Consider the following 23,737-nt stretch of genomic DNA (forward strand, 5'->3'; position numbering starts at 1 on the left):
CCATGTCCGTACAAGGTCCCGCCGGGTCGCCCGGCCGCTCCCGGCCCCCGTCCCGGGGTCCACGGACGCCGCTGTACGCCACCGACGTCCCGCGACACCGGTCGGGACACCTCCGGTACCGGCTGCCGTCACATCGTCACGCGACGTGAAACTGGCCGAAATCATTCCTCTACGGCCGGGGTACGTTGCGCAGGTTGGAGCGGGCCATCTGGAGCATCCGGCCCACCCCGCCGTCCAGCACGATCTTGGAGGCGGACAGCGCGAACCCGGTGACCATCTCGGCGCTGATCCTCGGCGGGATGGACAGCGCGTTGGGGTCGGTGACGATGTCCACCAGGGCCGGCCCCTTGTGCCGGAAGGCGTCCCTGAGTGCCCCGGCGAGCTGCTTCGGCTTCTCCACCCGCACCCCGTGGGCGCCGCAGGCCCGGGCGACGGCGGCGAAGTCGGGGTTGGTGTTGGCGGTGCCGTACGAGGGCAGGCCGGCGACGAGCATCTCCAACTCGACCATGCCGAGGGAGGAGTTGTTGAAGAGGACCACCTTGACCGGCAGGTCGTACTGCACCAGCGTGAGGAACTCCCCCATCAGCATGGAGAATCCCCCGTCACCGCTCATGGAGACCACCTGCCGGCGCCGGTCGGTGAACTGCGCGCCGATCGCCATCGGGAGCGCGTTCGCCATCGACCCGTGCGAGAACGAACCGATGATCCTGCGGCGGCCGTTGGGCGAGATGTACCGGGCGGCCCACACGTTGCACATCCCGGTGTCGACGGTGAACACGGCGTCGTCGTCGGCGACCTCGTCCAGTACGGCGGCCACGTACTCGGGGTGGATCGGGATGTGCTTGTCGACCTTCCGGGTGTACGCCTTGACCACGCCCTCCAGCGCGTCCGCGTGTTTCCTCAGCATCCGGTCGAGGAACCGCCGGTTCGTCTTCTCCTTCACCCGCGGGATCAGGCAGCGCAGCGTCTCGCGCACGTCGCCCCACACGGCCAGGTCGAGCCGGGAGCGGCGGCCGAGCACCTCGGGCCGCACGTCGACCTGCGCGATCCGCACGTCGTCGGGCAGGAAGGCGTTGTACGGGAAGTCGGTGCCGAGCAGGAGCAGCAGATCGCACTCGTGGGTGGCCTCGTAGGCGGCGCCGTAGCCGAGCAGCCCGCTCATGCCGACGTCGAACCTGTTGTCGTACTGGATGAACTCCTTGCCGCGCAGGGCGTGTCCCACCGGTGACTTGATCTTCTCCGCGAACTCCATCACCTCGGCGTGCGCGCCGGCCGTGCCCGCGCCGCAGAACAGGGTGACCTTCCCGGCCGCGTCGATCATCTCCACGAGCCGGTCGATCTCGGTGTCACCGGGCCGGACGGTGGGCCGGGAGGTGACGAGCGCGCTCTGCGCGGCCTTCTCCGGGGCCGGTTCGCCGGCGATGTCCCCGGGCAGCGACACCACGCTCACCCCCCTCCGCCCGACCGCGTGCTGGATGGCGGTCTGCAGCAGCCGGGGCATCTGCTTCGGGCTGGAGATCAGCTCGCTGTAGTGACTGCACTCCTGGAACAGCCGGTCCGGGTGGGTCTCCTGGAAGTAGCCGAGGCCGATCTCGCTCGACGGGATGTGGGAGGCGAGCGCGAGCACCGGGGCCATCGAACGGTGGGCGTCGTAGAGGCCGTTGATCAGGTGCAGGTTGCCCGGGCCGCAGGAGCCGGCGCAGGCGGCCAGCCTCCCGGTGACCTGGGCCTCCGCACCGGCCGCGAAGGCGGCGGACTCCTCGTGCCGCACGTGGATCCAGTCGATGGCGGCGTTGCGGCGCACGGCGTCCACGACCGGGTTGAGGCTGTCGCCGACGACACCGTAGAGCCGGCGCACCCCGGCGCGGACGAGGATGTCGACGAACTGCTCGGCTACGTTCTGTCTGGCCATACCCCCCATACAGGCACAGGGACCGGGATCACGCCTCCCACACGGCCGCGACCGTACGGTCGTCGGCGTAGCCCTTCACCCGTACCTGGGCGTCGGCGAGGAAGGCGGCGAGACCCGGCGGAGTGCGGCAGGACCAGCGGCGGGCCAGGTAGGCGCAGAGGGCGGGCTCGCCGCGCAGCGGCTCGGCGAGGCCCGCCGTGCACATCACCAGGACGTCACCCGGGCGGGCTATCGAGGCCCGGAACCGGAACGGCTCGCGCGGTGGCTCCGGGGCCGCTCCGGCGGGCTCGAACGGGCTGGGCGGACTCGGAATGCCGAGGTCCATCGTCAGCCGGTCGCCCTCGGGGGTCCGCTCGGGCGGCGAGCCGAAGCCGACGACGGGGGCGCCGGTGCCGCCGTCGGACGGCACGCTCGGCTCGATGTCCTGCCAGGTGCCGTCCCGCAGCCGGAACAGCCCGCCGTCGCCGACGCCGAAGAACACGCGGGTACGGCAGTCCGGGCCGGCCGGCAGCAGCAGGCAGCGCAGGCTCGCCGTGTACTCCTCCGGGTCCAGGCCCTGGTCGGCGGCGCTCGCGCGGAGCCTGCCGAGGGCGCGGTCGGTGAGCCGGTGCAGGCCGGACTTGAGGTCGCCGCGCCGGGCCGCGTGGAGGTCCTCCACGAGCCGCTGGTGGCTGCGGCCCACGGCCCGTCCGATCCACCGGCACGCCTCGGCCGCCGCCAGGTGCGCGCCGGGCGTGGCCCGCGCGCCGGTCGCCATCGCGACCAGGACCAGCGCCTGCTCCCCCGCTCCGAAGCGCGCGGTGAGCAGCGCGTCCCGGCGTGGCTCGCCCCGGTAGCGGGGCGAGTCCCCGCGCAGGGAGACGGCCCGCAGGGTGCAGGACCCGTACCGGGCGCCGTCCAGCACGGTGTCCGCGACCAGGTCACCGAGCGCGTCCGGGTCGGCGGGCGGCAGCGCGGTGGGTTCGGGGTCGTAGGTGGGAGGGCCGGAGCCGACGTAACCGACGGAGTCGATGGGATCGGCGGAGTCGATGGAATCGTCGATGCGGCCGGGGGCTGCCGGGGGCACCGGGGGTGCCGGGGACGGCGGTGGGTCGGGGGCGGTGCGCTGCGGGGGCACCTCGGCTCTCGCGGGCTCCGGTCCGGGAGGCGCCGGCGGCTCGGGCGGGGCCGGTCGTGCCGGGGCCCGTTCCGCGGCCGGGCCCCGTTCCGGGGTGTCCGGGGGCCGCCCCGCCACCGTGCTCCGCGCCGAGGCGAACCGGTCGTCCAGGGAATCGGGCGCTGCCGTGCCGCCCGTGTCCTCGGTGGAGTCGTCGTACAACTGCCCCCACCAGTCGTCCTCGCGACGGGCGGGTCTTCCCCCCTGCTGGCTCATGCCTCTGATTGTCCACCGCACGGGCCGTGTGAAAACGGGACATCAGGAAAATCCGGGCCCATCGGCCGCGCCGAAGGGCGTGTCGAGTGAGGGGGCGAACTCCCGTACGGGAAAGGGAGGGTGACCGCCGGGTGGCCTCACTCCCCGCGGGGGGCCGTCCGGTGACGTCGCCCGGCTGGGCCGGCACGCCCGGGAGCGGGACCGGGTGGGACGGGAGGCCCGCCGCCGGTCGCGGTCCGCTTGGGCCGCGACCGCGTCTCACGGCCGGGAGCCGTCCGGCGTTGTCGTCGCGGCGATGCGGGCGCGGCGGGGGGCGGGGCGCGGCGCGGTCGGGGGTGCGGACGGGCCGCTCCAGGGGCCGGCGGAGCCGTTCGCGGTCAGGGCGCGGTGGACCGTGTCGGCCACGGCGGCCATGCCGGCGTCGTTGAAGTGCAGATGGTCGCCGGGGTCGTAGGCGGGCAGGATGCGCCCGGGATCGGCCGGGTCTCTCAGCACGGCGTCCGCGTCGGCGACCGCGTCGAAGGCGCCGCCGGTGCGGATGAAGGCGTTCACCCGCTGCCGTACCTCCTCGCCGGCGTCGGTCCAGGCGGGGTAGCCGCGGTACGGGGTGAGGGTGACGCCGACGACCCGGATGCCGCGGGCGTGGGCCCGGGCCACCAGGGTGCGGTAGGCGGCCGCGAAGGCGGCGGGGTCGTCGGCCGCGGGGACGCCCTTGATGTCGTTGATGCCCTCCAGGACGACGAGGAACCGTACCCCGGCGCGGTCGAGGGCGTCGGCGTCCAGGCGGGCGAGGGCGCTGGGTCCGGTGCCGTCGCGCAGCAGCCGGTTGCCGGCGACGCCCGCGTTGAGGACGCCGGTCCGCCGGCCGGACAGCCGCTGGGCGAGCCGGTCGGGCCAGCGGCGGTTGGTGTCGGGGGTGGAGCCGTTGCCGTCGGTGAGCGAGTCCCCGAACGCGACGACGCTGCCCGTGGCGGGCCCCCGGACGTCGACACCGGTGACGTAGTACCAGCGGCTGGTGGTGTCCGTGTACGCGGCGCCGGTCTCGTCGGCGGCCCGGCCGGCGCCGGGCCGGGCCAGGTAGCTGGTTTGGAGGGCGGTGCGGTGGTAGGTGGCGGGCCCGGAGTCCTCCGGCGTGTACACGGTGACGAGCAGGTCGGCCGCGTCCGGGGCGGACAGCGGCACCGGATCGGTGACCGTGTCGGTGCCCGGCGGGACGGTCGTCTCCGGTCCGCCGTGGAAGGTGGCGGTGCGCAGGCTGCCGGGGACGGCGTCGGGGCCGGCGGCGCGGCGCAGGGCGACGGTGACGGCGCCGAGGCGCAGCGGCCGGGTGCCGAGCCGGTTGCTGAGCCGGACGCGGACGGCGGTGCCGCCGGCGCTGAGGTGGACGACGTTGCGGACGGCGGCGCCCGGCAGCGCGGCGGCGGTGCCGGAGGGCGCGGTCTCCCAACTGCCGGTCCAGGGCGGCGGGGACGGCTCGGCGACGGCCGGTGCCGTGAGTCCCGGCAGCAGTGCCGGGAGGAGGACCGCGAGGACCCGAACGAACCTGGCCATGTCTGCCCGCCCTTCCCCGAGGCCGGCCCGGGGACTTCCCCGTGGCCCTCGGAGGCGACCGTGCCACATGGCCGGGCCGTGCCGGCGGAGGACCGGGAGCGGTCCACCCGCTCGGCGCAATGCCGTGAACGGCCGCGCGGCGGCCCGGAGAAGGGGCGGGCGGTCAGCGGACCGGTTCGCCCGCCACGCGCAGGTGCTGGACGGCGTACGACCGCCAGGGCCGCCAGCCGTCGGGGAGGCCGGCGCCGGGCGGGGCGACGTCGGGGTCGCCGAGGGCGCGGACGCGGAGGGTGGCGACGGTGGCCGGGTCCATGCCGGGCAGGGCGAGCAGGGCCTCCTCGGCGTCGTGCCGGTCGGCGCCCGGGTCCAGACGTACGGTGCCGTCGGCGAGGGCGGCGGCGAGCGCGCCCAGCGGGCCGTGGGGCTCGGCCTCGGCGAGGACGGCGGGCTCGGGGAAGAGGTGGGTGAGGCCGCCGTGGGGCGCGTCGAGCAGCTTGCCGTACCTGCGCACCAGTTCCTCCGCGCCGTGATCGCCGGCCAGGGCGCGTACGGCGGGTTCCAGCGGGTCCACGGCGCCGGGCGAGCGCAGCCCGGGCCGGGCGGCGACCAGCGGGGCGAGCCGGGGGTCGGCGCCGAGCCGCTCGTCGACCGCGTACGGGTCGGCGTCCAGGTCGAACAGCCGGCGCAGCCGCTGCACGGCGGTGGTGAGGTCCCGGGGGTCGGTGAGGTGCAGCCGGGCGTCGAGCCAGCCGCCCGGGTGGGTGCCGCTGCCGGTCCGGGGGGCGCGGGTGCGTTCGTGGACGGCGGCGAGGGCGGTGCCGTAGGGCAGGCGCAGGGTGCGCCGGTAGGTGCGGGCGCCCAGGGCTCCGGTCACTTCTTCGACGCCGGGTACGGCCTCGCGCGCGAGCTGGTCGAAGACGGCGGCGGCCTGGTAGGGGCCGCGGTGGGCGAGCCGGAGCGGGATGGCGGTGCCGGGGGCGGCCCGGCGGGCGGAGCGGCCTCCGGGGGCGGCGGCCCGCAGCTCGGTCGGCGTCGCGGCGTACACCTCCTTGATGGTGTCGTTGAACTGCCGCACGCTGGCGAACCCGGAGGCGAACGCGATCTCGGTGACCGGCAGTTCGGTGGTCTGCAGCAGGACGCGGGCGGTGTGGGCCCGCTGGGCCCGGGCGAGCGCGACGGGCCCGGCGCCCAGTTCGGCGGTGAGCTGCCGCTGGACCTGCCGGGCGCTGTAGCCGAGCCGTGTGGCGAGCCCGGCGACGCCCTCGCGGTCCACGACGCCGTCGGCGATCAGCCGCATGGCCCGGCCGACGACGTCCGCGCGGACGTTCCACTCCGCGGAGCCCGGCACGGCGTCCGGCCGGCACCGCCGGCAGGCCCGGAAACCGGAGCCCTGCGCGGCGGCGGCCGTCGCGAAGAAGCGCACGTTGCGCCGTTTCGGCGTGACCGCCGGGCAGCTGGGCCGGCAGTAGATGCCGGTGGTCCGGACGGCGAAGAAGAACACGCCGTCGAACCGCCCGTCCCGGCTCCGCACCGCTTCGTACCTGCTGTCCTCGTCCTTCACAGGTCCCAGTGTGGGGCGGGTGCCGGGGGGCGGGCCAGCGGAAATCGGACACGGAGGTGACGGGCGGCGGCCGGAGGGGCCGGCCGTCCGGCCCGTGACGGCGAGGAGCGGGCGGCCGGAGCGGGCGGCCCCGGCCGCCCGTCCCGGCACGGGGCGCCTACGGCCGGCGTCCCCGCTTCGCCTCCATCATCGCCTTGCCCAGTGCCCCCATCCGCTTCCAGTCCTTCTTGATCTCGGCGCGCACCCGCGCGTCGGTCTTGGCCACGATCCACCGGTTCTCGCGCACCAGCTTCCGGTAGCTCTCCAGCCGCCGCCGTGGAAGCTCCCCGCTCTCCACGGCGGCCCGCACCGCGCATCCCGGTTCCGTCTCGTGCGCGCAGTCGTGGAACCGGCATCCCTCGGCCAGTTCCTCGATCTCGGAGAACACCTGCCCGACACCGGCCTCGGCGTCGAAGAGGCCGACGCCCCGCAGCCCGGGGGTGTCGATGAGGACCCCTCCGGAGGGCAGGGCGAGCAGGTTGCGGGTGGTCGTGGTGTGCCGCCCCTTGCCGTCGACGTCGCGGATCGCCTGCACGTCCATGACGTCGGCGCCGGCGAGCGCGTTGGCGAGGGTGGACTTGCCCGCGCCGGACTGGCCGAGCAGCACGCTCGTACCGGAGCCGACGAGGGCCACGAGCACGTCGAGCCCCTCGCCGTGCAGGGCGCTGACGGTGAGCACGGGCACGCCGGGCGCGCTGGTCTCCACGTCCTGCACGAGGTGGGCGAGGGTGACCGGGTCCGGCACGAGGTCCGCCTTGGTGAGGACGACGACGGGCTGGGCGCCGGACTCCCAGGCGAGGGCCAGGAAGCGTTCGATGCGGCCGAGGTCGAGTTCCAGGGCGAGGGACACGGCGACCACGGCGTGGTCGACGTTGGCGGCGAGGATCTGCCCCTCGGACCGCTTGGAGGAGGTGGAGCGGACGAAGGCGGTGCGGCGCGGCAGGTAGGCGCGGACGTACCGCGGGTCGCCGTCGGGGTCGACGGCGACCCAGTCCCCCGTGCACACGACCTTCATGGGATCGCGGGGCACGACGAACTCGGTGTCGGCGCGGACGGTTCCGCCCGCGGTGACGACGTCGCACTGGCCGCGGTCGACCCGGACGACCCGGCCGGGCAGCAGGCCGTCGGCCGCGTAGGGGGCGAACGCGTCGGCCCATGCCTCGTCCCAGCCGTAGGGAGCGAGTGCGGAGAACACAGCGGAGGTGGAAGTCAAGGGAGACCCTTCACAAGGGTGGCCCCGGTCGGGCGCGTGGGTGCGCCGGCGCGTTCGGTGCGCGCGGTGGGTTCAGCCGGTGGCCACGGAGGTGGACTTGGGGAGTTCCTGGATGCGGGCAGCGCCCGGCACAGTGACAGCCATCGGTCGACACCTCCTCGTCCTCGCTCGCTCCTGCGCACACCGCCTCGGTGTGCCCGGCAACTGTAGCCCGCGGACGGGCCGGTGCGTCAAAGGGTTTTTCCGGCGGGGGCTCAGCCGGCCGTGCAGGGCTCCCCGTTGAGGGCGAAGGCGCGCGGGGTGCGGTTGGTCTCCGCCCAGCTGCCGAGGAAGCCGAAGGACAGGGTGCCGTGCGCGGCGACCGTCTTGTTGTAGTCGGCGGCGGTGGCGGTGACGCGGGAGCCGTTCTGCCGGACGGTGGCGTCCCACATCTGGCCGACCTGCTGGCCGTCGCGGAAGGTCCAGGACAGCTGCCAGCCGCTGAGGGCCCTGTCGGTGGTGACGGAGACGGTGGCCTGGAAGCCGTCGGGCCACTGGCTGTCCAGCTCGTAGGCGACCCGGCAGCCGGCCGGCGGGGTGGCGGCGGGCGCGCCGGCGGGGCCGGAGCGGTGGGTGGCGGAGGAGGTGCCCTGGGGCTCGGGGTCGGGCTTCTTCCGGCGGGGGGTGTCCTGCGGCGCGCTCGGGGACCGGGGGGCGGAGGACGGGCGGGTGGGGCGGGGTGCCGGGCCGGACGGGTCCGGGTCGGCGACCGGCTGCCGGTCGTCCTGGGCGGCGGCGGTGTCGTCGCCGGAGCCGCCGAACGGCATCATCGACACGCCGAGCGCCAGCGCCGACAGCAGGACCGCGGCGGCGACGAGCCCGCCGCGCAGCACCCGGCTGCGGCCCGTTCCCTCGTCGGGGCCGCCGGGGTCGGCGGTGCCCGGGCGGCCCGCACCGAGGCGGACCTCGGTGGCGCGGCAGCGCCGCTCCAGGTAGGCGAGGCCGCCCCAGCCGATCACTCCGCCGGCCAGCGCGGCGGGCAGTCCGCCGCCGTGCAGGCGCAGGCATGCGGCGGCCTCGGCGCACCGCACGCAGGTGGCGAGGTGCCGGGAGAGGTCGCCCGGGGTGTCGGCGACGGCCGAACGGGTGACCGCGTCCAGCAGGCGGGCGTAGCTGCGGCACTGCGCGTCCATCGGGGAGTCGAGGTGGGCGCGGTGGCAGCGGTCCCGGAACAGGGTGCGGACCTGGTCGAGTTCGTCGGCGACGGTGGCCGGTTCCAGGCCGAGCCGGCGGGCCACGGTGGGCAGCGGAAGCGCCTCGACCTCGGCCAGCCAGAGCAGCGCGGCGTCCGCCTCCTGCATGTCCCGCAGTCCGCGCAGGGCCACGGGACGTCCGAGCGGCGGCCCCGAGAAGCGCGCGGCGGCCTCGGAGTTGAGCCAGAGCCGCAGGTCGGGGTCGAGCCGGTGGCCCTGTCCGCCGGCCTCCCAGGCGGCGGCGGTGGTGCGTACGGCGGTGAGGAGCGCCGGGATCGTCGGCAGCCGTGCGGCACGCCGGCCTGCGCCGCGCACGGGGGTGTGCGCGGCGGCGCGGACCTCGCGCATGCCGAGCGTGAACGCCTCGGTCGCCAGTTGCTGGGCCGTCAGGGACCCGGAGGTGCACAGGTCCGCGTACGAGAGCACCGCGTCCCAGCACTCCGAGAACAGCGCGGCCTCGGTGTCGTCCTGGGGGGTCGGCAGGTCGGGCATGGGACTCCTGCATCCAAGCGAGGTCAACTCACCAAAGGGAAAGGGGAGTTGAGGGGAACCTCGCGGCAGCGCACAGAGCCTTTCACGTCCTCGACACAACTGACAAGCGGCCTGTTCACATCCGGCTACCGACCGTGGCGGCCGGTGTGCGCGCCGCCACGGCCCCCGGAACTCCGGCCTCTGGTACGGATGCGGAGGCGGTTCGTCTCACACGGGTACGGACGCGTCGGCGGGCAGGCTGTCCATGAAGGAGCTGACGGAGAACACCGCGCGGCCGGGGCCGGGCGGGCCGTAGCCGGGCGGGGAGGACAGGCCGAAGTCGTCCATGGTCTGCCGGTAGGCCTGCAGCAGCCGGATGTGGTACTCCAGCGGGGCGCCCTGCGGGTTGGCCTTGCCGAGCGGGGTGGTGGGCTCCGGGCACCAGGTGGTGAAGCGGGGCGTGATGCCGTGCGACATGAAGAAGCGCAGGCCCTCGGTGGTGGAGTCGATGGCCTCGTCGACGGTGGTGAAGCCGAACGGCTCGGCCATCTCCACGCCGGCGACGAAGTTCGGGATCACGTTGCGCGCGCCGAACACCTCGGCGGAGTCCAGGATCCGGCGGTGCCACTCGTCCCGGCCGACGTAGCGCTCCTTGCCGGGGCAGTACAGCTCGAACAGCCGGCGGTCCCACACCTCGAAGTTGGGGTGGTAGATCTGTACGCCGTAGTCCTTGAACCGCTGCACGTCCGCCTTGGGCAGGGCCTGCGCGACGACCTTGCCGATCCAGCGGCCCGGGAAGCGTTCCTCGATGGCCTTGGCGTAGTGGCCGTAGAAGTCGGCCTCGTCCCGGCCCGCCACCTTCGACGTGATCGCGCCGCCGGTGAGGGTGTAGGCGGTGGACGCCTTCGCGGTGTCGTAGCGGTCGATGATCTCCAGCGCCTCCAGGACCTCCTCCACGTCCTTGACGCCGGTGTACGGCCGGCCGGCCGCCTTGTGCTGGCGCCAGTTGTGGTTGATGTCGCAGTACTGGCACTCCTCCTTGGCGCCGAAGTACTGGCAGACCCGGAAGACGGTGAGGTAGATCAGGTAGCCCCACTGGATGGTCGGCGCGACCTCCATCACGGACTTCCCGTTGGACAGGGTGTGCCGGTAGTACTCGGGCATCGGCGGCACGCCGACGTCGGCGATGCGCCGGCCGTCGAGGTAGAGCCCGAGCAGTCCCTCCTCGTCGGCGGCGACCCGGTACGGCGAGGCCGGGTTCACCCGTACGGAGACGACCGTGCGCCGCAGGTCGTACGGGCCGCCGGTCAGGATGATCTCCTCCGGGGGCCGGCGCAGCGCGGCCTCGCCCAGTTCGGGCAGGGTGCCGTGGTCGAAGGAGAAGATGAAGTACGACTTCGGCTTGACGTCCCCGGCCGCCTCGTTGGCGGTGTCGCTCAGGGCGGATTCGTCGAAGGCGACACCGCCCCGGAGCAGGTCCTCCTTGAAGACGGCCTCCCGCGGCACCTGCGGGAACCGCTCCATCAGATCCTCGACCAGCGCGGTACGACTGCCCATCCGTCTGTCTCCTCCCGGCTCAGGCGTACGGATCTCACCGTATGCCCCCTTCACCGGCTCCTCCCTGCCGGGTCCCCGCCCGGCGCGCGATGTGTTCCGGTACGGCCGTCCCGGGCGGCAGGGCCGGGTCGGGCACGGGATCTCCCCAGGTCCGGGTCAGCGGGAGCACGCCGGCCCACAGGCCGAGGGCCGCGTCGGGGCCGTCGCCGTCGTCGGGGGCGCCGGTGCGGATCTTGACCGAGGCCTCCTCCAGGGAGAGGGCGAGGAGGGTGGTGGCGGCGAGTTCCCTGCGGTTCGGGCGGCGGGCGTACGACCACTGTCCGGGCGTCGCGTGCTCGGTGAGCCGGCGCAGCCCCTCCAGCTTCTCTTCGGGGTCGGTGACCTTGCGCGCGTCGCCGTGGATCACGGCGCTCCGGTAGTTGACCCCGTGCTCGAACACGGACCGGGCGAGCACGAGCCCGTCGACGTGCGTGACGGTCACGCAGACCGGGAGGCCGCCGGCGAGGCTGCGGCTGGCCACGGACCCGTGGACGTACAGCCGCCGCTCGTCCCGCCCGTACACGGTCGGCACGACCAGCGGCCGGCCGTCGACCACCACGCCCAGGTGGCAGACGAACCCGGCGTCCAGGATCGCGTCGAGGTCGGCCCGCTCCAGGCTGCCCTGCTCCCGCAGCCGGCGGTGACGGGTGCGGTCGGTCTCGGGGAGGCGGGCGGGGAGGGGGTCGGCGGGGGCATCGGTGAGGGGGGTGTGCAGGGGGTCGGAGGACATGGGCGTGAAGCTATCGAGGAAGACAGCGGGCGGCCGTGTTTTTTGCGGATTCCAGGCGTCTGAGGCGTTGTCTCGACGAAATCCGTTGCCGTGTCCCTCCGGCGTCGGCCAGGGCGTGTCGCGGCGGATGAGAGGGTCGGGGGACACGCAACTCTCCTGGAGGGACGCACGGATGACCGAGACGGCCGACACGGGGACCCGGGACGGCGCGGGCGCGCCCACGAACTGGGCGGGCACCGTCACGTACGCGGCGCGGGAGTTCCACCGTCCGCGTACACCGGAGGAGCTGGCGGCGCTGGTGCGGGACAGCATGCGGGTGCGGGTGCTGGGCAGCGGGCACTCCTTCAACCGGATCGCCGATCCGGGCCCGGACGGCGTCCTGATCTCCACCGCCGGGCTGCCCCGGACCATCGACGTGGACACGGCGGCGCGTACGGTCCGGGTGGCGGGCGGGGTCCGCTACGCCGAGCTGGCCGGCGCGGTCCACGCGCACGGGCTCGCCCTGGCCAACATGGCCTCGCTGCCGCACATCTCGGTGGCCGGTTCGGTGGCGACGGGCACGCACGGCTCGGGCGTGCGCAACGGCCCGCTGGCCTCGGCGGTCCGGGAGCTGGAGATGGTCGTCGCGGCCGGCGACCGCGGGACGATAGGCCGGGACGACCCGCGGTTCGACGGCTTCGTGACCTCCCTCGGCGCGCTGGGCGTCGTCACCGCGCTCACGCTCGACCTGGAGCCGGCGTACGAGGTGGAGCAGCGGGTCTACACCGAACTTCCCCTGGAAGGGCTGGACTTCGAGGCCGTGGCGGCCGCCGGGTACAGCGTGAGCCTGTTCACGGACTGGCGGCGGCCCGGCTTCCGGCAGGTGTGGGTGAAGCGGCGCACGGACCGGCCGGCGGTGGACTTCCCGTGGGCGGCGCCGGCACCCGGCCCGCTGCACCCGGTGCCGGGCATGCCCGCGCGCAACTGCACCGGGCAGCTCGGTGTGCCGGGGCCGTGGCACGAACGGTTGCCGCACTTCCGGGCGGAGTTCACGCCGAGCAGCGGGGAGGAGATCCAGTCGGAGTACCTGCTGCCACGGCCGGCGGCCCTCGACGCGCTGCACGCGGTCGACGGCGTCCGGGAGACGGTCGCCGGGGTGCTGCAGACCTGCGAGGTGCGCACGGTCGCCGCCGACACGCAGTGGCTGAGCCCCGCCCACGGACGGGACTCGGTCGCGCTGCACTTCACCTGGATACGGGACGAGGCGGCCGTCCTCCCTGTGGTGCGCCTGCTGGAGGAGGTGCTGGCGCCGTTCGACCCGCGCCCGCACTGGGGAAAGGTCTTCGAGACCCCCGCGGCCGTGCTCCGCGGGCGGTACCCGCGGTTCGACGACTTCGCGTCCCTGGTCCGCCACACGGACCCGTCCGGCACGTTCGCCAACGCCTTCCTGCGGGATCTCCTCGGCCTGCCCGGCGACCGGTAGCCGGCGTACTTCCTCCAGCCCCTTTCCTAACCCCTTGTCGGAAGTCCCTCCCGGCCCATAGCCTGACGCCCGCGCCGGTGCCGAAGCCGCCCCGGCCTGGACGGGTCCGGACGGGAGGGGCAGCCGCGTGAAGCGCACATCGCGTGACATCCGCACCGCGAACCGCTACGAGGTGCTGCGCCAGATCATCGCCGAGTCACCCACCTCCCGGCAGGAGCTGGCGGCGGCCACCGGGCTGAGCCTCGCCACGGTGGCCACGCTCGTCGGCGAGCTGCTGGACCTCCGCATGATCACCGAGGTCGGCTTCGAGGACTCGGCCGGGGGCCGGCCCCGGGGGCTGGTCGCCGTCAACGCGTCGGGGGGCGCGCTGATCGGCGTGGACATCGCCGAGACCTACGTCCACGTCGAGCTGTTCGACCTCGCGCTGAACGTGCTCGCCCGGGCCGACGAGGACATGCGGCCCGGGGAGAGCCGGCCCGAGCAGGTGGTCGGGCACGTCGTCGCCGCGGTCGGCTCGGTGGTCGCCCAGGCAGGCGTCGAGGCGGCCCGGGTGCTCGGCGTCGGTGTGAGCGTGCCGGGCCAGGTGGACCGGGAGACCGGGATCGCCGAGTACGCGCCCAACTGGGACTGGCACGACGTGCCGCTGCTCGACCTGCTCGCCGAACACATCGCCCACCCCCTCCACCTGGACAACCCGCTGCGCGCCTGCACCGTGGCCGAGCTGTGGTTCGGGGCGGCGCGGGGCCGCGGCGACGCCGTGGTGGTCAACCTCGGCACCGGCGTCGGCGCCGGCCTGGCCCTCGGCGGCGGGCTGCACCGGGGCGTGAGCAACAGCGCCGGCGAGTGGGGGCACACCACGCTCGTCCTGGACGGCCGGCTGTGCCACTGCGGCAATCACGGCTGTGTCGAGACGTACGTCGGCGCGCCCGGCATCATGCAGAACCTGCGCGAACTCAGCCCGCGCTCCGCCCTGTTGCACCCGGAGGACCAGACCGCCACCATCGACGCGCTGGCCGCCGCGGTCGCCGAGAACGACCCGGTGGCGCTCAAGGTCGTCCGCGACACCGCCCGCTACCTCGGCGCCGGCATCGCCGACCTGGTCAATCTCCTCAACCCCGAGGTGGTCGTGCTCAGCAGCTGGGTGGCCGCCCGGCTCGGCGAGCCGCTGCTCGACGAGGTCCGTCAGGCGGTCGCCCGGCACGCCCTGCGCCGGCCGCTGGCCGCCACCGAGATCGTCCTCTCCCCGATCCCCACCGACCCGGTGTCCCTCGGCGCGGCCACGTTCGCCCTGGAGGGGGCGCTGCAGTCCGTCGGACAGAGGGCGGTGAAACGCACGCACGCACGGAGCCGTACCGCACCGCCTTCATGACGACGGAAGGGATGCACGTGTCTCACCCCCGCACCTCCCGCACCCCCTTCAGGAGATCCTTCCTGCCGACCGCCTCGGCCGCGCCGGCCGTCACGGGAGCCCTGCTCGCCTCCCCGCCCGCGGGCGCCGCCGGCACCCCGGCCACCGCCGAGGTCTCCCCGCACGCCGCGCAGACCATCGACGACATCGGTGCCTGCGGCACCTGGTCCAGCTGCACCGGCGGCGCCGACGAGGCGTGGACCAGGCGCTAGCGCGACCGCTCCCCCGCGCGAGGGCCGCCGGTCACTCCCCTGACCCGGCGGCCCTCAACTCGCCGTGCCCGCAGGCGCGTTCGCTATCCCGAAACCGCGTACAACAACTCGTACGCACTTCGTCCAACCCCTTGCCGAAGTCTTAGCCGAAGGTTAGCGTCCCGCACCACGTCCCGTTGCGGGCCATCCGGCCCACGCCGGCAGGGCCGCCGGGCGGACGAGCCGCGACCGTCGAACCCGACGCACTCCACAGACAAGGACGTCAGCGATGCCGGCACAGAGCAGCACCTGGGACCGCCGATCGATACTCCGCGCCGCCGCGGGCCTGGCCGCCGCCGGCCCGCTCGCCGCGTGCGGCGGCAACAACGGCCGGGGCGGCGGCTCCGGTTCGGGCAAGCGGCTCGTCCAGTACTTCCACGCCTACGGCGAGCCGGGCACCGAGCAGGCGATCAAGCGCTACGCGAAGGCCTACCCGAAGGCGGACGTGACCACGCAGTGGATCACCGGCTCCAACTTCGAGAGCAAGCTCTTCGCCTCGCTGCTGACCGGCCAGGCACCGGACCTGTTCGAGTTCCACCCGCAGATCCAGCTGGTCAGAAGCGGGCAGGTGGCGGACCTGACCGACATCATCGAGCCGGTCAAGGACGACTTCGACCAGGCCGACATCCGGTCGCACACCGTCGACGGCAGGATCTACGGCGTACGGATGATCGACGACCCGCAGTTCTTCTTCTACCGCAGGTCGATGCTGGAGAAGGCGGGCGTCGAGCCGCCGCGGACGCTGGACGAACTGATCGAGGCCGCCGCCAAGCTGACCACGAGCAAGGTCAAGGGCCTCTTCCTCGGCAACGACCTGCACGCGGTGATCAACCCGCTGATCTGGTCGGCCGGCGCCGACACCCTGAACGAGAAGAACGAGATCGCCTATCACACCGACGGTGTGGTCGCGGGCCTGAAGCAGATGCGGAAGCTGTTCACCAGCGGCCATCTGCTGCTGGACGCCCCGGCCGACTTCTGGGACCCCTCCGCCCTCAACCAGGGCCTGTGCGCGATCCAGTTCTGCGGCATGTGGGCCATGCCGCAGTTCCAGCAGACCCTCGGTGACGACCTCGGCATCATGCCGTTCCCGAAGGCCGGTGACGCGGGCAAGCCGTCCGTCTACAACGGCGGCTGGTCGATGTTCGTCAACGCCAAGGGCCGGCACGTCGACGCGGCCAAGGAGTACGTGAAGTGGCTGTGGATCGAGCAGAGGAAGTACCAGGAGGACTGGGCGACCTCGTACGGCTTCCACATCCCGCCCCGCACCTCCATCGCCCGGTCGGCGGGCACCCTGAAGTCGGGCCTGCCGGCCGAGGGCGTGAAGCTCTTCAACCGGTACGGGCACTTCGACAACATCGGCTGGACCCAGGCGATGATCACCGCCACGGAGGACGTGTTCGCCGACTGCGTCCGCAAGGGCGGTGACCCGGAGGCCGCGCTCGACAAGTGCGACAGGACGGTCGGCGCCGAGCTGAAGAAGCTGTTCGGATAGGCCGCCGGACGGATCACACCATGTCGACCACCACCACGCGCGGGGTCACGGGCCCCGCCCCGGCCAAGGCGACCGGGGCCCGGCGGCGGCGCGGACCGCGCGGCAGCCGCACCCTCGCCTTCTGGCTCTTCTCCGCCCCGTTCCTGATCGGGCTGACCGTCTTCGTCTACGTCCCGATCGGCTGGAGCCTCTACCTCAGCTTCTTCGAGGCCCGTTTCACGGTCACCCCCAGCGATTTCGTCGGGCTGGGCAACTACCGTGAGATCCTGTCCGACCCCGATTTCACGGGCTCGCTCGGCACCTTCACCGTCTTCGCCGCGTTCATCGTGCCCACCACCTGGGCGCTCTCCCTGGGCCTCGCCCTGCTGCTGAACCGGCTGCGGTTCATGCGGGCGTTCTACCGGTCGGTGTTCTTCCTGCCGACCGCGTGCAGCTATGTCGCGGCCTCGCTGATCTGGAAGATGTCCGTCTTCAACGGCGTGCGCTTCGGCCTGGCGAACACGGTCCTCGGCCTGTTCGGCGCGGACGACACCGCCTGGCTCGCCAACCCGGACCCGCCCTGGTACTGGCTGGTGGTCATCACCGCCCGGCTGTGGCTCCAGTCCGGTTTCTACATGATCCTGTTCCTGGCCGCGCTGCAGAACATCCCGCACGAGCTGTACGAGGCCGCCGCCCTCGACGGCGCCAAGCGCGGCTGGCAGACCTTCCGGTACATCACCCTGCCGCAGCTGCGGGCCACCTCCACGGCCGTGGTCCTGCTGCTGCTCGTCGCCGCCTACCAGGCCTTCGACGAGTTCTTCAACCTGCTGTCCAAGACCACCTGGGGGCGCCCGCCGCTGGTCGAGCTGTACTACACCGCCCTCGGCCAGGACCAGAACTACGGCAGGGGCAGCGCGGGCGCCGTCGTCCTGACCGTGCTGATCTGTGTGGTCACCCTGTTCCAGGGGCGGATCATGGGCTTCGGAAGGGGGGAGGGGTCCACGTGACCACGACCGCACCCGACACCGGCAGGCGTACCCGGCGCGGCGGGGTGATGAGCTCCACCGGCCTGTACATCGCCACCAGCGTGGCCGCGCTCCTCTTCCTCGTCCCCTTCTACCTGCTCGTCCGCAACGCCCTGTCCACCGACCCGGAGATCACCGGCGAGAACTGGAAGTTCTTCCCGGCCCACATCCAGTGGGGCAACGTCACCGAGCCGTTCGAGGACCCGACGGTCGACTTCGGCCGGTCGATGTGGAACTCGCTGGTGGTCGGCGTCCTGCACACGGCCGGCACGCTGTTCGTCTGTTCCCTGGCCGGCTACGCCCTCGCCCGCATCCCCTACCGGCACGCCGGCAAGGTGTTCCACGCCGTTCTGGTGACCCTGATGGTCCCGGCCGCCGTCACCTTCGTCCCCAGCTTCGTGCTGGTGTCGTCGCTCGGCTGGGTGGACAGCTACCGGGGACTGGTCGTGCCGGGGCTCTTCAGCGGTTTCACCTGCTTCCTGTTCCGGCAGTACTTCCTCGGGTTCCCGAAGGAGCTGGAGGAGGCGGCGCGCGTGGACGGGCTCGGTTACTGGGGCGCGTACTGGCGTGTCGTGGTGCCGAACTCGCTGAACTTCTTCGCCGCGATCGCCACGATCACCTTCGTCAACGGCTGGAACGCCTTCCTGTGGCCGCTCGTCATCGGCCAGGACCCCAGCGCCTGGACCGTCCAGGTCGCGTTGTCGTCGTACATGACCAACCAGACCGTCAACTACCACCTGATCTTCATGGCGACCGCCATCTCGATCCTGCCCCTGCTGTTCGTGTTCCTCTTCCTCCAGCGCTGGCTGGTGCAGGGGATCGCGCAGACCGGCATCAAGGGCTGAGCTAGGAGACCGATGTCTTTCCGTACGACCACCGCCTACGTCGAGGACGTCTCGCCGGGTTCGGGGGCGCTGCCACCCCGCGCCTGGTACGCCTCCTCGGACGCCAGGTCCCTCTCCCTGAACGGCAGCTGGCGGTTCCGGCTGTCGGACACGGCCGACGCCGAGGACGACTCGTTCGCGGCCGAGGGGTACGACGCCGGTGACTGGGCGGAGGTCACGGTCCCCGGTCACTGGGTGCTTCAGGGCGACGGTTCCTTCGGATCCCCCGTCTACACCAACCACCTCTACCCGTTCCCGGTCGACCCGCCCCGGGTGCCCACCGAGAACCCGACCGGCGACCATCTGCGCGTCTTCGACCTGCCCGCCGACTGGCCGGCCGACGGCGGCGCCACCGTGCGCTTCGACGGCGTGGAGTCCTGCGCCCGGATCTGGCTGAACGGCACCGAGCTGGGCGAGTTCAAGGGCTCGCGGCTGCCGCACGAGTTCACCGTCGGACACCTCCTGAAGCGCGCAGGGAACGTCCTCGCCGTCCGTGTGCACCAGTGGTCGGCGGGCTCCTACCTGGAGGATCAGGACCAGTGGTGGCTGCCGGGCGTCTTCCGGGACGTCACCCTGCTGCACCGCCCGGCGGACGGCGCCCGGGACTTCTTCGTCCACGCCTCCTACGACCACAAGGCCGGCACCGGCACCCTCCGCGTCGACTCCGAGGTGCCGGGCCGGATCACGGTCCCGGACCTCGGCGTCGACGTCGCCACCGGGGAACCGGTGACCGTCCCCGTCGAGCCGTGGACGGCGGAGACACCGAGGCTGTACGCCGGCGTGCTGGCCACCGCCGGCGAGCGGGTGCCGCTGCGCATCGGCTTCCGCACGGTGGCACTCTCGGACGGCCTGATCACGGTGAACGGCCGCCCGGTGCTCTTCCGGGGCGTCAACCGGCACGAGTGGCACCCGGAGCGGGGCCGCGCCCTGGACCTCGCGACCATGCGCGAGGACGTGCTGCTGATGAAACGGCACAACATCAACGCGGTCCGCACCTCCCACTACCCCCCGCACCCCGCCTTCCTCGACCTGTGCGACGAGTACGGCCTGTGGGTGATCGACGAGTGCGACCTGGAGACGCACGGTTTCACCGAGCAGGGCTGGCGGGACAACCCCGTCGACGACGACCGCTGGACCCCGGCCCTGCTCGACCGGGCGGCCCGCATGGTCGAGCGGGACAAGAACCACCCGTCGGTCGTCGTCTGGTCACTGGGCAACGAGGCGGGCACCGGCCGGGGCCTGACCGCGATGGCCGAGTGGATCCACGGCCGCGACCCCTCCCGGCTCGTGCACTACGAGGGCGACCACGACTGCCGGGACACGGACCTGTACTCCCGCATGTACGCCGACCACGCCGAGGTCGAGCGGATCGGCCGCGGCCTGGACGGCGGACCCCGCAGGCGCCGCGCCCTCGCCTTCATCCTCTGCGAGTACGCCCACGCCATGGGCAACGGACCCGGCGGCCTAGCCGACTACCAGCGGCTGTTCGAGGCCCACGACCGGCTCCAGGGCGGCTTCGTCTGGGAGTGGATCGACCACGGCATCGCCCATCCGGAGCTGGGCTACGCCTACGGCGGCGACTTCGGCGAGGAACTGCACGACGGCAACTTCGTCTGCGACGGCCTGCTCTTCCCGGACCGGCGGCCCTCCCCCGGTCTGGCCGAGTACCGGAAGGTGATCGAACCGGTCGCGATCACCGGTGACGGCACGGCCGGCACGGTACGGATCACCAACAGGTACGACTTCGCGGACCTGTCGGGGCTGGCGTTCTCCTGGTCCTACGAGGTCGAGGGCGAGACGGTGGACCGCGGCACCCTGTCGGTGCCCGCGTCGGCACCCGGCGAGTCCGCCGAGGTGAGGCTGCCCGCCGTACCGGCAGGGGCGCCGGCCGGGGAGGCCCGCTGGACGGTCCGGGCGGTGCTCGCGTCCGGTACGGCCTGGGCACCGGAGGGCCACGTCGTCGCCTGGGGCCAGCTGCCGGTGTCGCGGCGCCGGGTGCCCCAGGTCGCCGCGTCCGCGCGCCCGGCCCACGGGGACGGGGAGATCACCCTCGGCCCGGGCGTGTTCGACGCCCGCACCGGGGCGCCGCGGGCGATCGGCGGGGTGCCGGTCACGGGTCTGCGGCTGGACGTGTGGCGGGCCACGACCGACAACGACGACGGCGCCGCCTGGCAGAGCGACCTGCGCTACGGGGTGCTGTGGCGCACGCTCGGCCTGCACCGGATGCGGCACCGCCTGGACGCGGTCGAGGCGGGCGAGGACGCGCTGACGGTCCGCACCCGGGTGGCGCCGGCCGCCCGGGAGCTGGGGCTGTCGACGGTGTACCGCTGGACGTCGGACGGGGACCGGCTCCGGCTGACCGTGTCCACCACCCCGGACGGCGCCTGGACGGTCCCGCTGCCCCGGCTCGGCATCCGCTTCGGCCTGGCCTCGGCCGACGCCGTGCGCTGGTACGGCGGCGGCCCCGGCGAGGCCTATCCCGACACCCGGTCGGCGTCCCGGATCGCCCGTTGGGAGTCGACCGTGGACGGCCTGCAGACCCCGTACGTCCGCCCGCAGGAGAACGGCGCCCGGGCCGACGTCCGGTGGGCGGAACTGGGCGGCCTGCGCGTCGAGGGCGACCCGGCGTTCTTCCTCACCGCCCGCCGCTGGACCACCGAGCACCTGGACGCCGCGGCCCACCGCACCGACCTGGTGCCCGGTGACACGGTGTGGGTCAACCTGGACCACGCCCACCACGGCATCGGCTCGCAGTCCTGCGGCCCGGCCCCGCTGCCCCGGTACCGCCTACGGGCCGAACCGGCGGAGTTCTCGTTCGTCTTCTCCGCCTGCGGCACCGGCTGAACCGGCGGTCCCGGGGCGTCCTATCGCGGCCGGCCCTCCTCAAGGCCGGCCGCGGTCGCGGACACCCCGGTGCTCATCGTGGTGACGAGGGTGGAGGAGATGTGGGCCAGGGTGGGGTCGGCGGCGATGAAGAGAGTCTCGACTCCGGCCAGCTCGTGGTTCATGCGGGCCATCGGCATCTCGTAGTCCAGGTCGCGGACGCCGCGGACGCCGCGGACGACGACGTCGATCCCGGCTCGGCGGCAGTAGTCGGCCAACAGGCCGCCGGTGTGGGAGTCGACCGTGACGTTGCTCAAGCCGGCCGCCGCCGCGCGGAGCCGGTCCAGGCGTTCCGCGACGGGGAAGCGGCCGGTCTTGTTCGGATTGGCCATCACGCAGACGACGACCTCGCCGAACAGGCGGGCAGCGCGCCGGAGTACGTCCTGGTGCCCCTGGGTGACCGGGTCGAAGGATCCTGGGAAGAGGGCTCGCATGACCGGAGAGTAACAAGCGGCCGCTCCCGGTGGTGAGGCTCCGGAGCGGCCGGACCACCGGGATCACGGAGCGGCGAGCACCGTGCGGCACTCCAGCCAGGCCTCGGCACTCAGCAGGTCCTGGAGCCGGGTGAAGAGGGCGAGCAGTCGGGGGCCCCAGGTGAGGCGGAAGGCCGGATCGACGACGGCGAGGTCGAGTTCGTTGGCCGCCGTCAGTTCGGTGAAGTCCCGGCGCGACCGGGGCGCCGGAACGTGGGAGCGGCCGGTGAACCTGTCGTGGAAGGCGGCATCGGGCTGGTGGAGAGCCGGGTACGTCGCCTTGCGGTCGCATGAGGCGTACAGGTACACGATGGCCTCGGCCTCGGCGCCGATCACCGCTGCGAGGTCGTCGCGACGGTCCGGTGACAGCAGTGCCGAGGGAAAGCCGTCCGTGCCGTAGAACGCGTGACACAGACCGGCGAGCCGGAGGGCCGGACGGGCCTGCCACGTCTCCAGGCGCGCCTCCACGCGCTGGAGGTGGGCGAGGAGCGTGCCGCCGGGGTGGGGGATGCTCTCGGCACCGAACTCACGCAGCAGGGTGACAGCCCGGTCGGCCGGGGCGGGGAGCGCAGGCGCCATGTCCGTGTCCTTTCGGCAGCGGGCCGGCCGGCGCCCGTACAGCGCGCTCGCCGGCCCGGTCCCGTACGAAGGCACCGGACGGGTTGCCGCCCGGGTCCTGCGACGAGCTTCCGGCGGTGCCGATGGTCCCGTCAATCCCGGGGACGGCTCCCCGCCGGAGGGGCCCGGGGTCCGGCACGCGCGCCGAGCCCGGCGTCCCCTGTTTCCGCAGTCGTCTTCCCAACCCCCTGCACAACGCCCGGATTTGACGTGAGCATGGTCGTATGCGACCCATGGGACGACTCTTCGGCACGCTCGCCGCCGGCCTGCTGGCCGCGTCCGGGCTCACCGCCTCGACCGGTACCGCACAGGCCGCCGAATCCGGCGGGTTCAGTGTCCTGACGTACAACGTGGCCGGACTCCCGGAGGGCCTCAGCTCCAGCCATCCGGCCGCCAACACCCCGCTGATCTCACCGAGGCTGGCGGGGTACGACATCGTCAACGTCCAGGAGGACTTCAACTACCACGCGGCGCTCTACGCCGGCGACCACCACCCCTACCGCACGGCGACCAGCGGCGGCGCGGGCGTCGGCGACGGCCTCAACACCCTCTCCGACCGCCCGTTCGAGGACGTCGAGCGGGTGAGGTGGAACGACTGCACCGGCACCAACTGCCTGACGCCGAAGGGCTTCACCCTGGCCCGGGTACGGCTCGCCGAGGGCGTCTACGTCGACCTCTACAACCTGCACCCCAACGCCGACGACACCGCCGACGCCCTGGCCGCGCGCCGCGCCAACATCGCGCAGCTGTCGGCCTTCGTCCGGGCCAACTCGGCGGGCAACGCGGTGATCGTGATGGGGGACACCAACACCCGGTACACCCGCTCCGGCGACACCATCCGCACCCTCCTCACCGACAACGGCCTGACCGACGCCTGGGTACGGCTGGTCAAGGACGGTACGGCCCCGGCCCAGGGCGCCGACCCGCTGCTGTGCCCGGCGTCCGCGCCGCCCGACGACTGCGAGGTGGTCGACAAGATCCTGTACCGCGGCAGCGCCCTGGTCTCCCTGACCGCGACCCGCTACCACGACGCGTGGGCGTCGTTCCTCGACGCGGCCGGCGGCAACCTCTCCGACCACTTCCCGCACACCGTCGACTTCTCCTACACGCCGAACCCGCGGCTGCGGGCGAGCGACTTCTTCGGCGGCCCGCACGGCACGGCCTTCAACGACGCCGACGACCTCCCGGCGGCCCCGTCCCCGCGCACCCTCACCCTGCGCGGCGGCGCCCGCCTGGACGCCGTGTCCCTCACCCACGACGGCGGTACGGTCCTCGCCCACGGCGGCACCGGCGGCACGGCCGCCTCCCTCACCCTGGCCGCCGGTGAACACCTCACCTCGGTGAAGCTCACCGAGGGCCGGAAGGACGGTCGTACCCGCCTCTTCTCCGCCGCCTTCGCCACCGACCGGGGCCGCACCCTCTCGGCGGGCACCCCGACCGCCGACACCACCACCTTCACGGCCCCCGGCGGCTGGCAGATCGTGGGCTTCACCGGCCGCTCGGGCGAGGAGGTCGACAAGCTGGGGGTGCTGTACGCGCCGATCGGCTGACACCCGGTTCCTAGATGCTCTAGGCTGAAACCTAG

18 protein-coding genes are annotated in these 23,737 nt (G+C 73.4%); 8 read left to right on the forward strand and 10 right to left on the reverse strand.

Annotation, left to right across the window (positions count from 1 at the left end):
* Positions 1-169 precede the first annotated feature (169 nt).
* The 8 genes from ACZ4VF_RS05655 to ACZ4VF_RS05690 all read right to left on the reverse strand — a co-directional run bounded on the left by ACZ4VF_RS05655 (position 170) and on the right by ACZ4VF_RS05690 (position 11,677).
* Positions 170-1,912 carry a pyruvate dehydrogenase gene (locus ACZ4VF_RS05655; protein ID WP_467923343.1) on the reverse strand — a complete coding sequence of 581 codons (1,743 nt, stop codon included), beginning with the start codon at positions 1,910-1,912 and terminating at the stop codon, positions 170-172.
* A 28-nt stretch (positions 1,913-1,940) separates the two neighbouring features.
* Positions 1,941-3,284 carry a protein phosphatase 2C domain-containing protein gene (locus tag ACZ4VF_RS05660; protein WP_467923344.1) on the reverse strand — a complete coding sequence of 448 codons (1,344 nt, stop codon included), beginning with the start codon at positions 3,282-3,284 and terminating at the stop codon, positions 1,941-1,943.
* 258 nt (positions 3,285-3,542) lie between these two features.
* On the reverse strand, positions 3,543-4,835 hold the full coding sequence (locus tag ACZ4VF_RS05665) for an SGNH/GDSL hydrolase family protein (protein WP_467923345.1): 1,293 nt from the start codon (positions 4,833-4,835) through the stop codon (positions 3,543-3,545).
* Positions 4,836-4,998: 163 nt separating this feature from the next.
* Positions 4,999-6,396: a DNA-3-methyladenine glycosylase 2 family protein gene (locus ACZ4VF_RS05670; protein WP_467923346.1), complete on the reverse strand. Its 1,398-nt coding sequence runs from the start codon at positions 6,394-6,396 to the stop codon at positions 4,999-5,001.
* A 157-nt stretch (positions 6,397-6,553) separates the two neighbouring features.
* Positions 6,554-7,648 carry a ribosome small subunit-dependent GTPase A gene (rsgA, locus tag ACZ4VF_RS05675; RefSeq protein WP_467923347.1) on the reverse strand — a complete coding sequence of 365 codons (1,095 nt, stop codon included), beginning with the start codon at positions 7,646-7,648 and terminating at the stop codon, positions 6,554-6,556.
* Positions 7,649-7,902: 254 nt separating this feature from the next.
* Positions 7,903-9,372, reverse strand: coding sequence for a cellulose binding domain-containing protein (locus tag ACZ4VF_RS05680; protein ID WP_467923348.1), 1,470 nt, complete (start codon positions 9,370-9,372; stop codon positions 7,903-7,905).
* A 207-nt stretch (positions 9,373-9,579) separates the two neighbouring features.
* Positions 9,580-10,908: a radical SAM protein gene (locus ACZ4VF_RS05685; RefSeq protein WP_467923349.1), complete on the reverse strand. Its 1,329-nt coding sequence runs from the start codon at positions 10,906-10,908 to the stop codon at positions 9,580-9,582.
* A 34-nt stretch (positions 10,909-10,942) separates the two neighbouring features.
* Complete coding sequence (locus ACZ4VF_RS05690) at positions 10,943-11,677, reverse strand: pyridoxamine 5'-phosphate oxidase family protein (RefSeq protein WP_467923350.1); 735 nt, start codon at positions 11,675-11,677, stop codon at positions 10,943-10,945.
* Positions 11,678-11,849: 172 nt separating this feature from the next.
* Here ACZ4VF_RS05690 and ACZ4VF_RS05695 point away from each other — a divergent pair, with 172 nt between their 5' ends.
* The 7 genes from ACZ4VF_RS05695 (at position 11,850) to ACZ4VF_RS05725 (ending at position 21,022) form a co-directional block, all read left to right on the forward strand.
* A complete protein-coding gene (locus ACZ4VF_RS05695) occupies positions 11,850-13,139 on the forward strand; it encodes an FAD-binding protein (protein WP_467923351.1) in 1,290 nt (429 codons plus the stop codon).
* Between the two features lie 127 nt (positions 13,140-13,266).
* Positions 13,267-14,508, forward strand: coding sequence for an ROK family transcriptional regulator (locus ACZ4VF_RS05700; RefSeq protein ID WP_467923352.1), 1,242 nt, complete (start codon positions 13,267-13,269; stop codon positions 14,506-14,508).
* Between the two features lie 17 nt (positions 14,509-14,525).
* Entirely contained in the window at positions 14,526-14,759 is a 234-nt protein-coding gene (locus ACZ4VF_RS05705; RefSeq protein ID WP_467923353.1) for a hypothetical protein, read from the forward strand.
* 268 nt (positions 14,760-15,027) lie between these two features.
* On the forward strand, positions 15,028-16,290 hold the full coding sequence (locus ACZ4VF_RS05710; protein ID WP_467923354.1) for an ABC transporter substrate-binding protein: 1,263 nt from the start codon (positions 15,028-15,030) through the stop codon (positions 16,288-16,290).
* 20 nt (positions 16,291-16,310) lie between these two features.
* Positions 16,311-17,276 (forward strand): carbohydrate ABC transporter permease, encoded by a 966-nt coding sequence (locus tag ACZ4VF_RS05715; protein WP_467923355.1) that lies wholly within the window; start codon positions 16,311-16,313, stop codon positions 17,274-17,276.
* Positions 17,273-18,139, forward strand: coding sequence for a carbohydrate ABC transporter permease (locus ACZ4VF_RS05720; protein WP_467923356.1), 867 nt, complete (start codon positions 17,273-17,275; stop codon positions 18,137-18,139). Before ACZ4VF_RS05715 ends, ACZ4VF_RS05720 begins: the two co-directional genes overlap by 4 nt.
* 12 nt (positions 18,140-18,151) lie before the next feature.
* A complete protein-coding gene (locus ACZ4VF_RS05725; protein WP_467923357.1) occupies positions 18,152-21,022 on the forward strand; it encodes a glycoside hydrolase family 2 TIM barrel-domain containing protein in 2,871 nt (956 codons plus the stop codon).
* A gap of 20 nt (positions 21,023-21,042) precedes the next feature.
* Here the strand turns inward: ACZ4VF_RS05725 and coaD are convergent, their stop codons facing one another.
* Both coaD and ACZ4VF_RS05735 read right to left on the reverse strand, forming a co-directional pair.
* Positions 21,043-21,495: a pantetheine-phosphate adenylyltransferase gene (gene coaD / locus ACZ4VF_RS05730; RefSeq protein ID WP_467923358.1), complete on the reverse strand. Its 453-nt coding sequence runs from the start codon at positions 21,493-21,495 to the stop codon at positions 21,043-21,045.
* Between the two features lie 63 nt (positions 21,496-21,558).
* Positions 21,559-22,113, reverse strand: coding sequence for a DUF6817 domain-containing protein (locus ACZ4VF_RS05735; protein ID WP_467923359.1), 555 nt, complete (start codon positions 22,111-22,113; stop codon positions 21,559-21,561).
* Positions 22,114-22,385: 272 nt separating this feature from the next.
* Between ACZ4VF_RS05735 and ACZ4VF_RS05740 the strand changes: the two genes are divergently transcribed.
* A complete protein-coding gene (locus ACZ4VF_RS05740) occupies positions 22,386-23,702 on the forward strand; it encodes a jacalin-like lectin (protein WP_467923360.1) in 1,317 nt (438 codons plus the stop codon).
* The last annotated feature ends 35 nt before the right edge of the window (positions 23,703-23,737 follow it).

Source organism: Streptomyces sp. NPDC029151 (genome assembly GCF_055564315.1).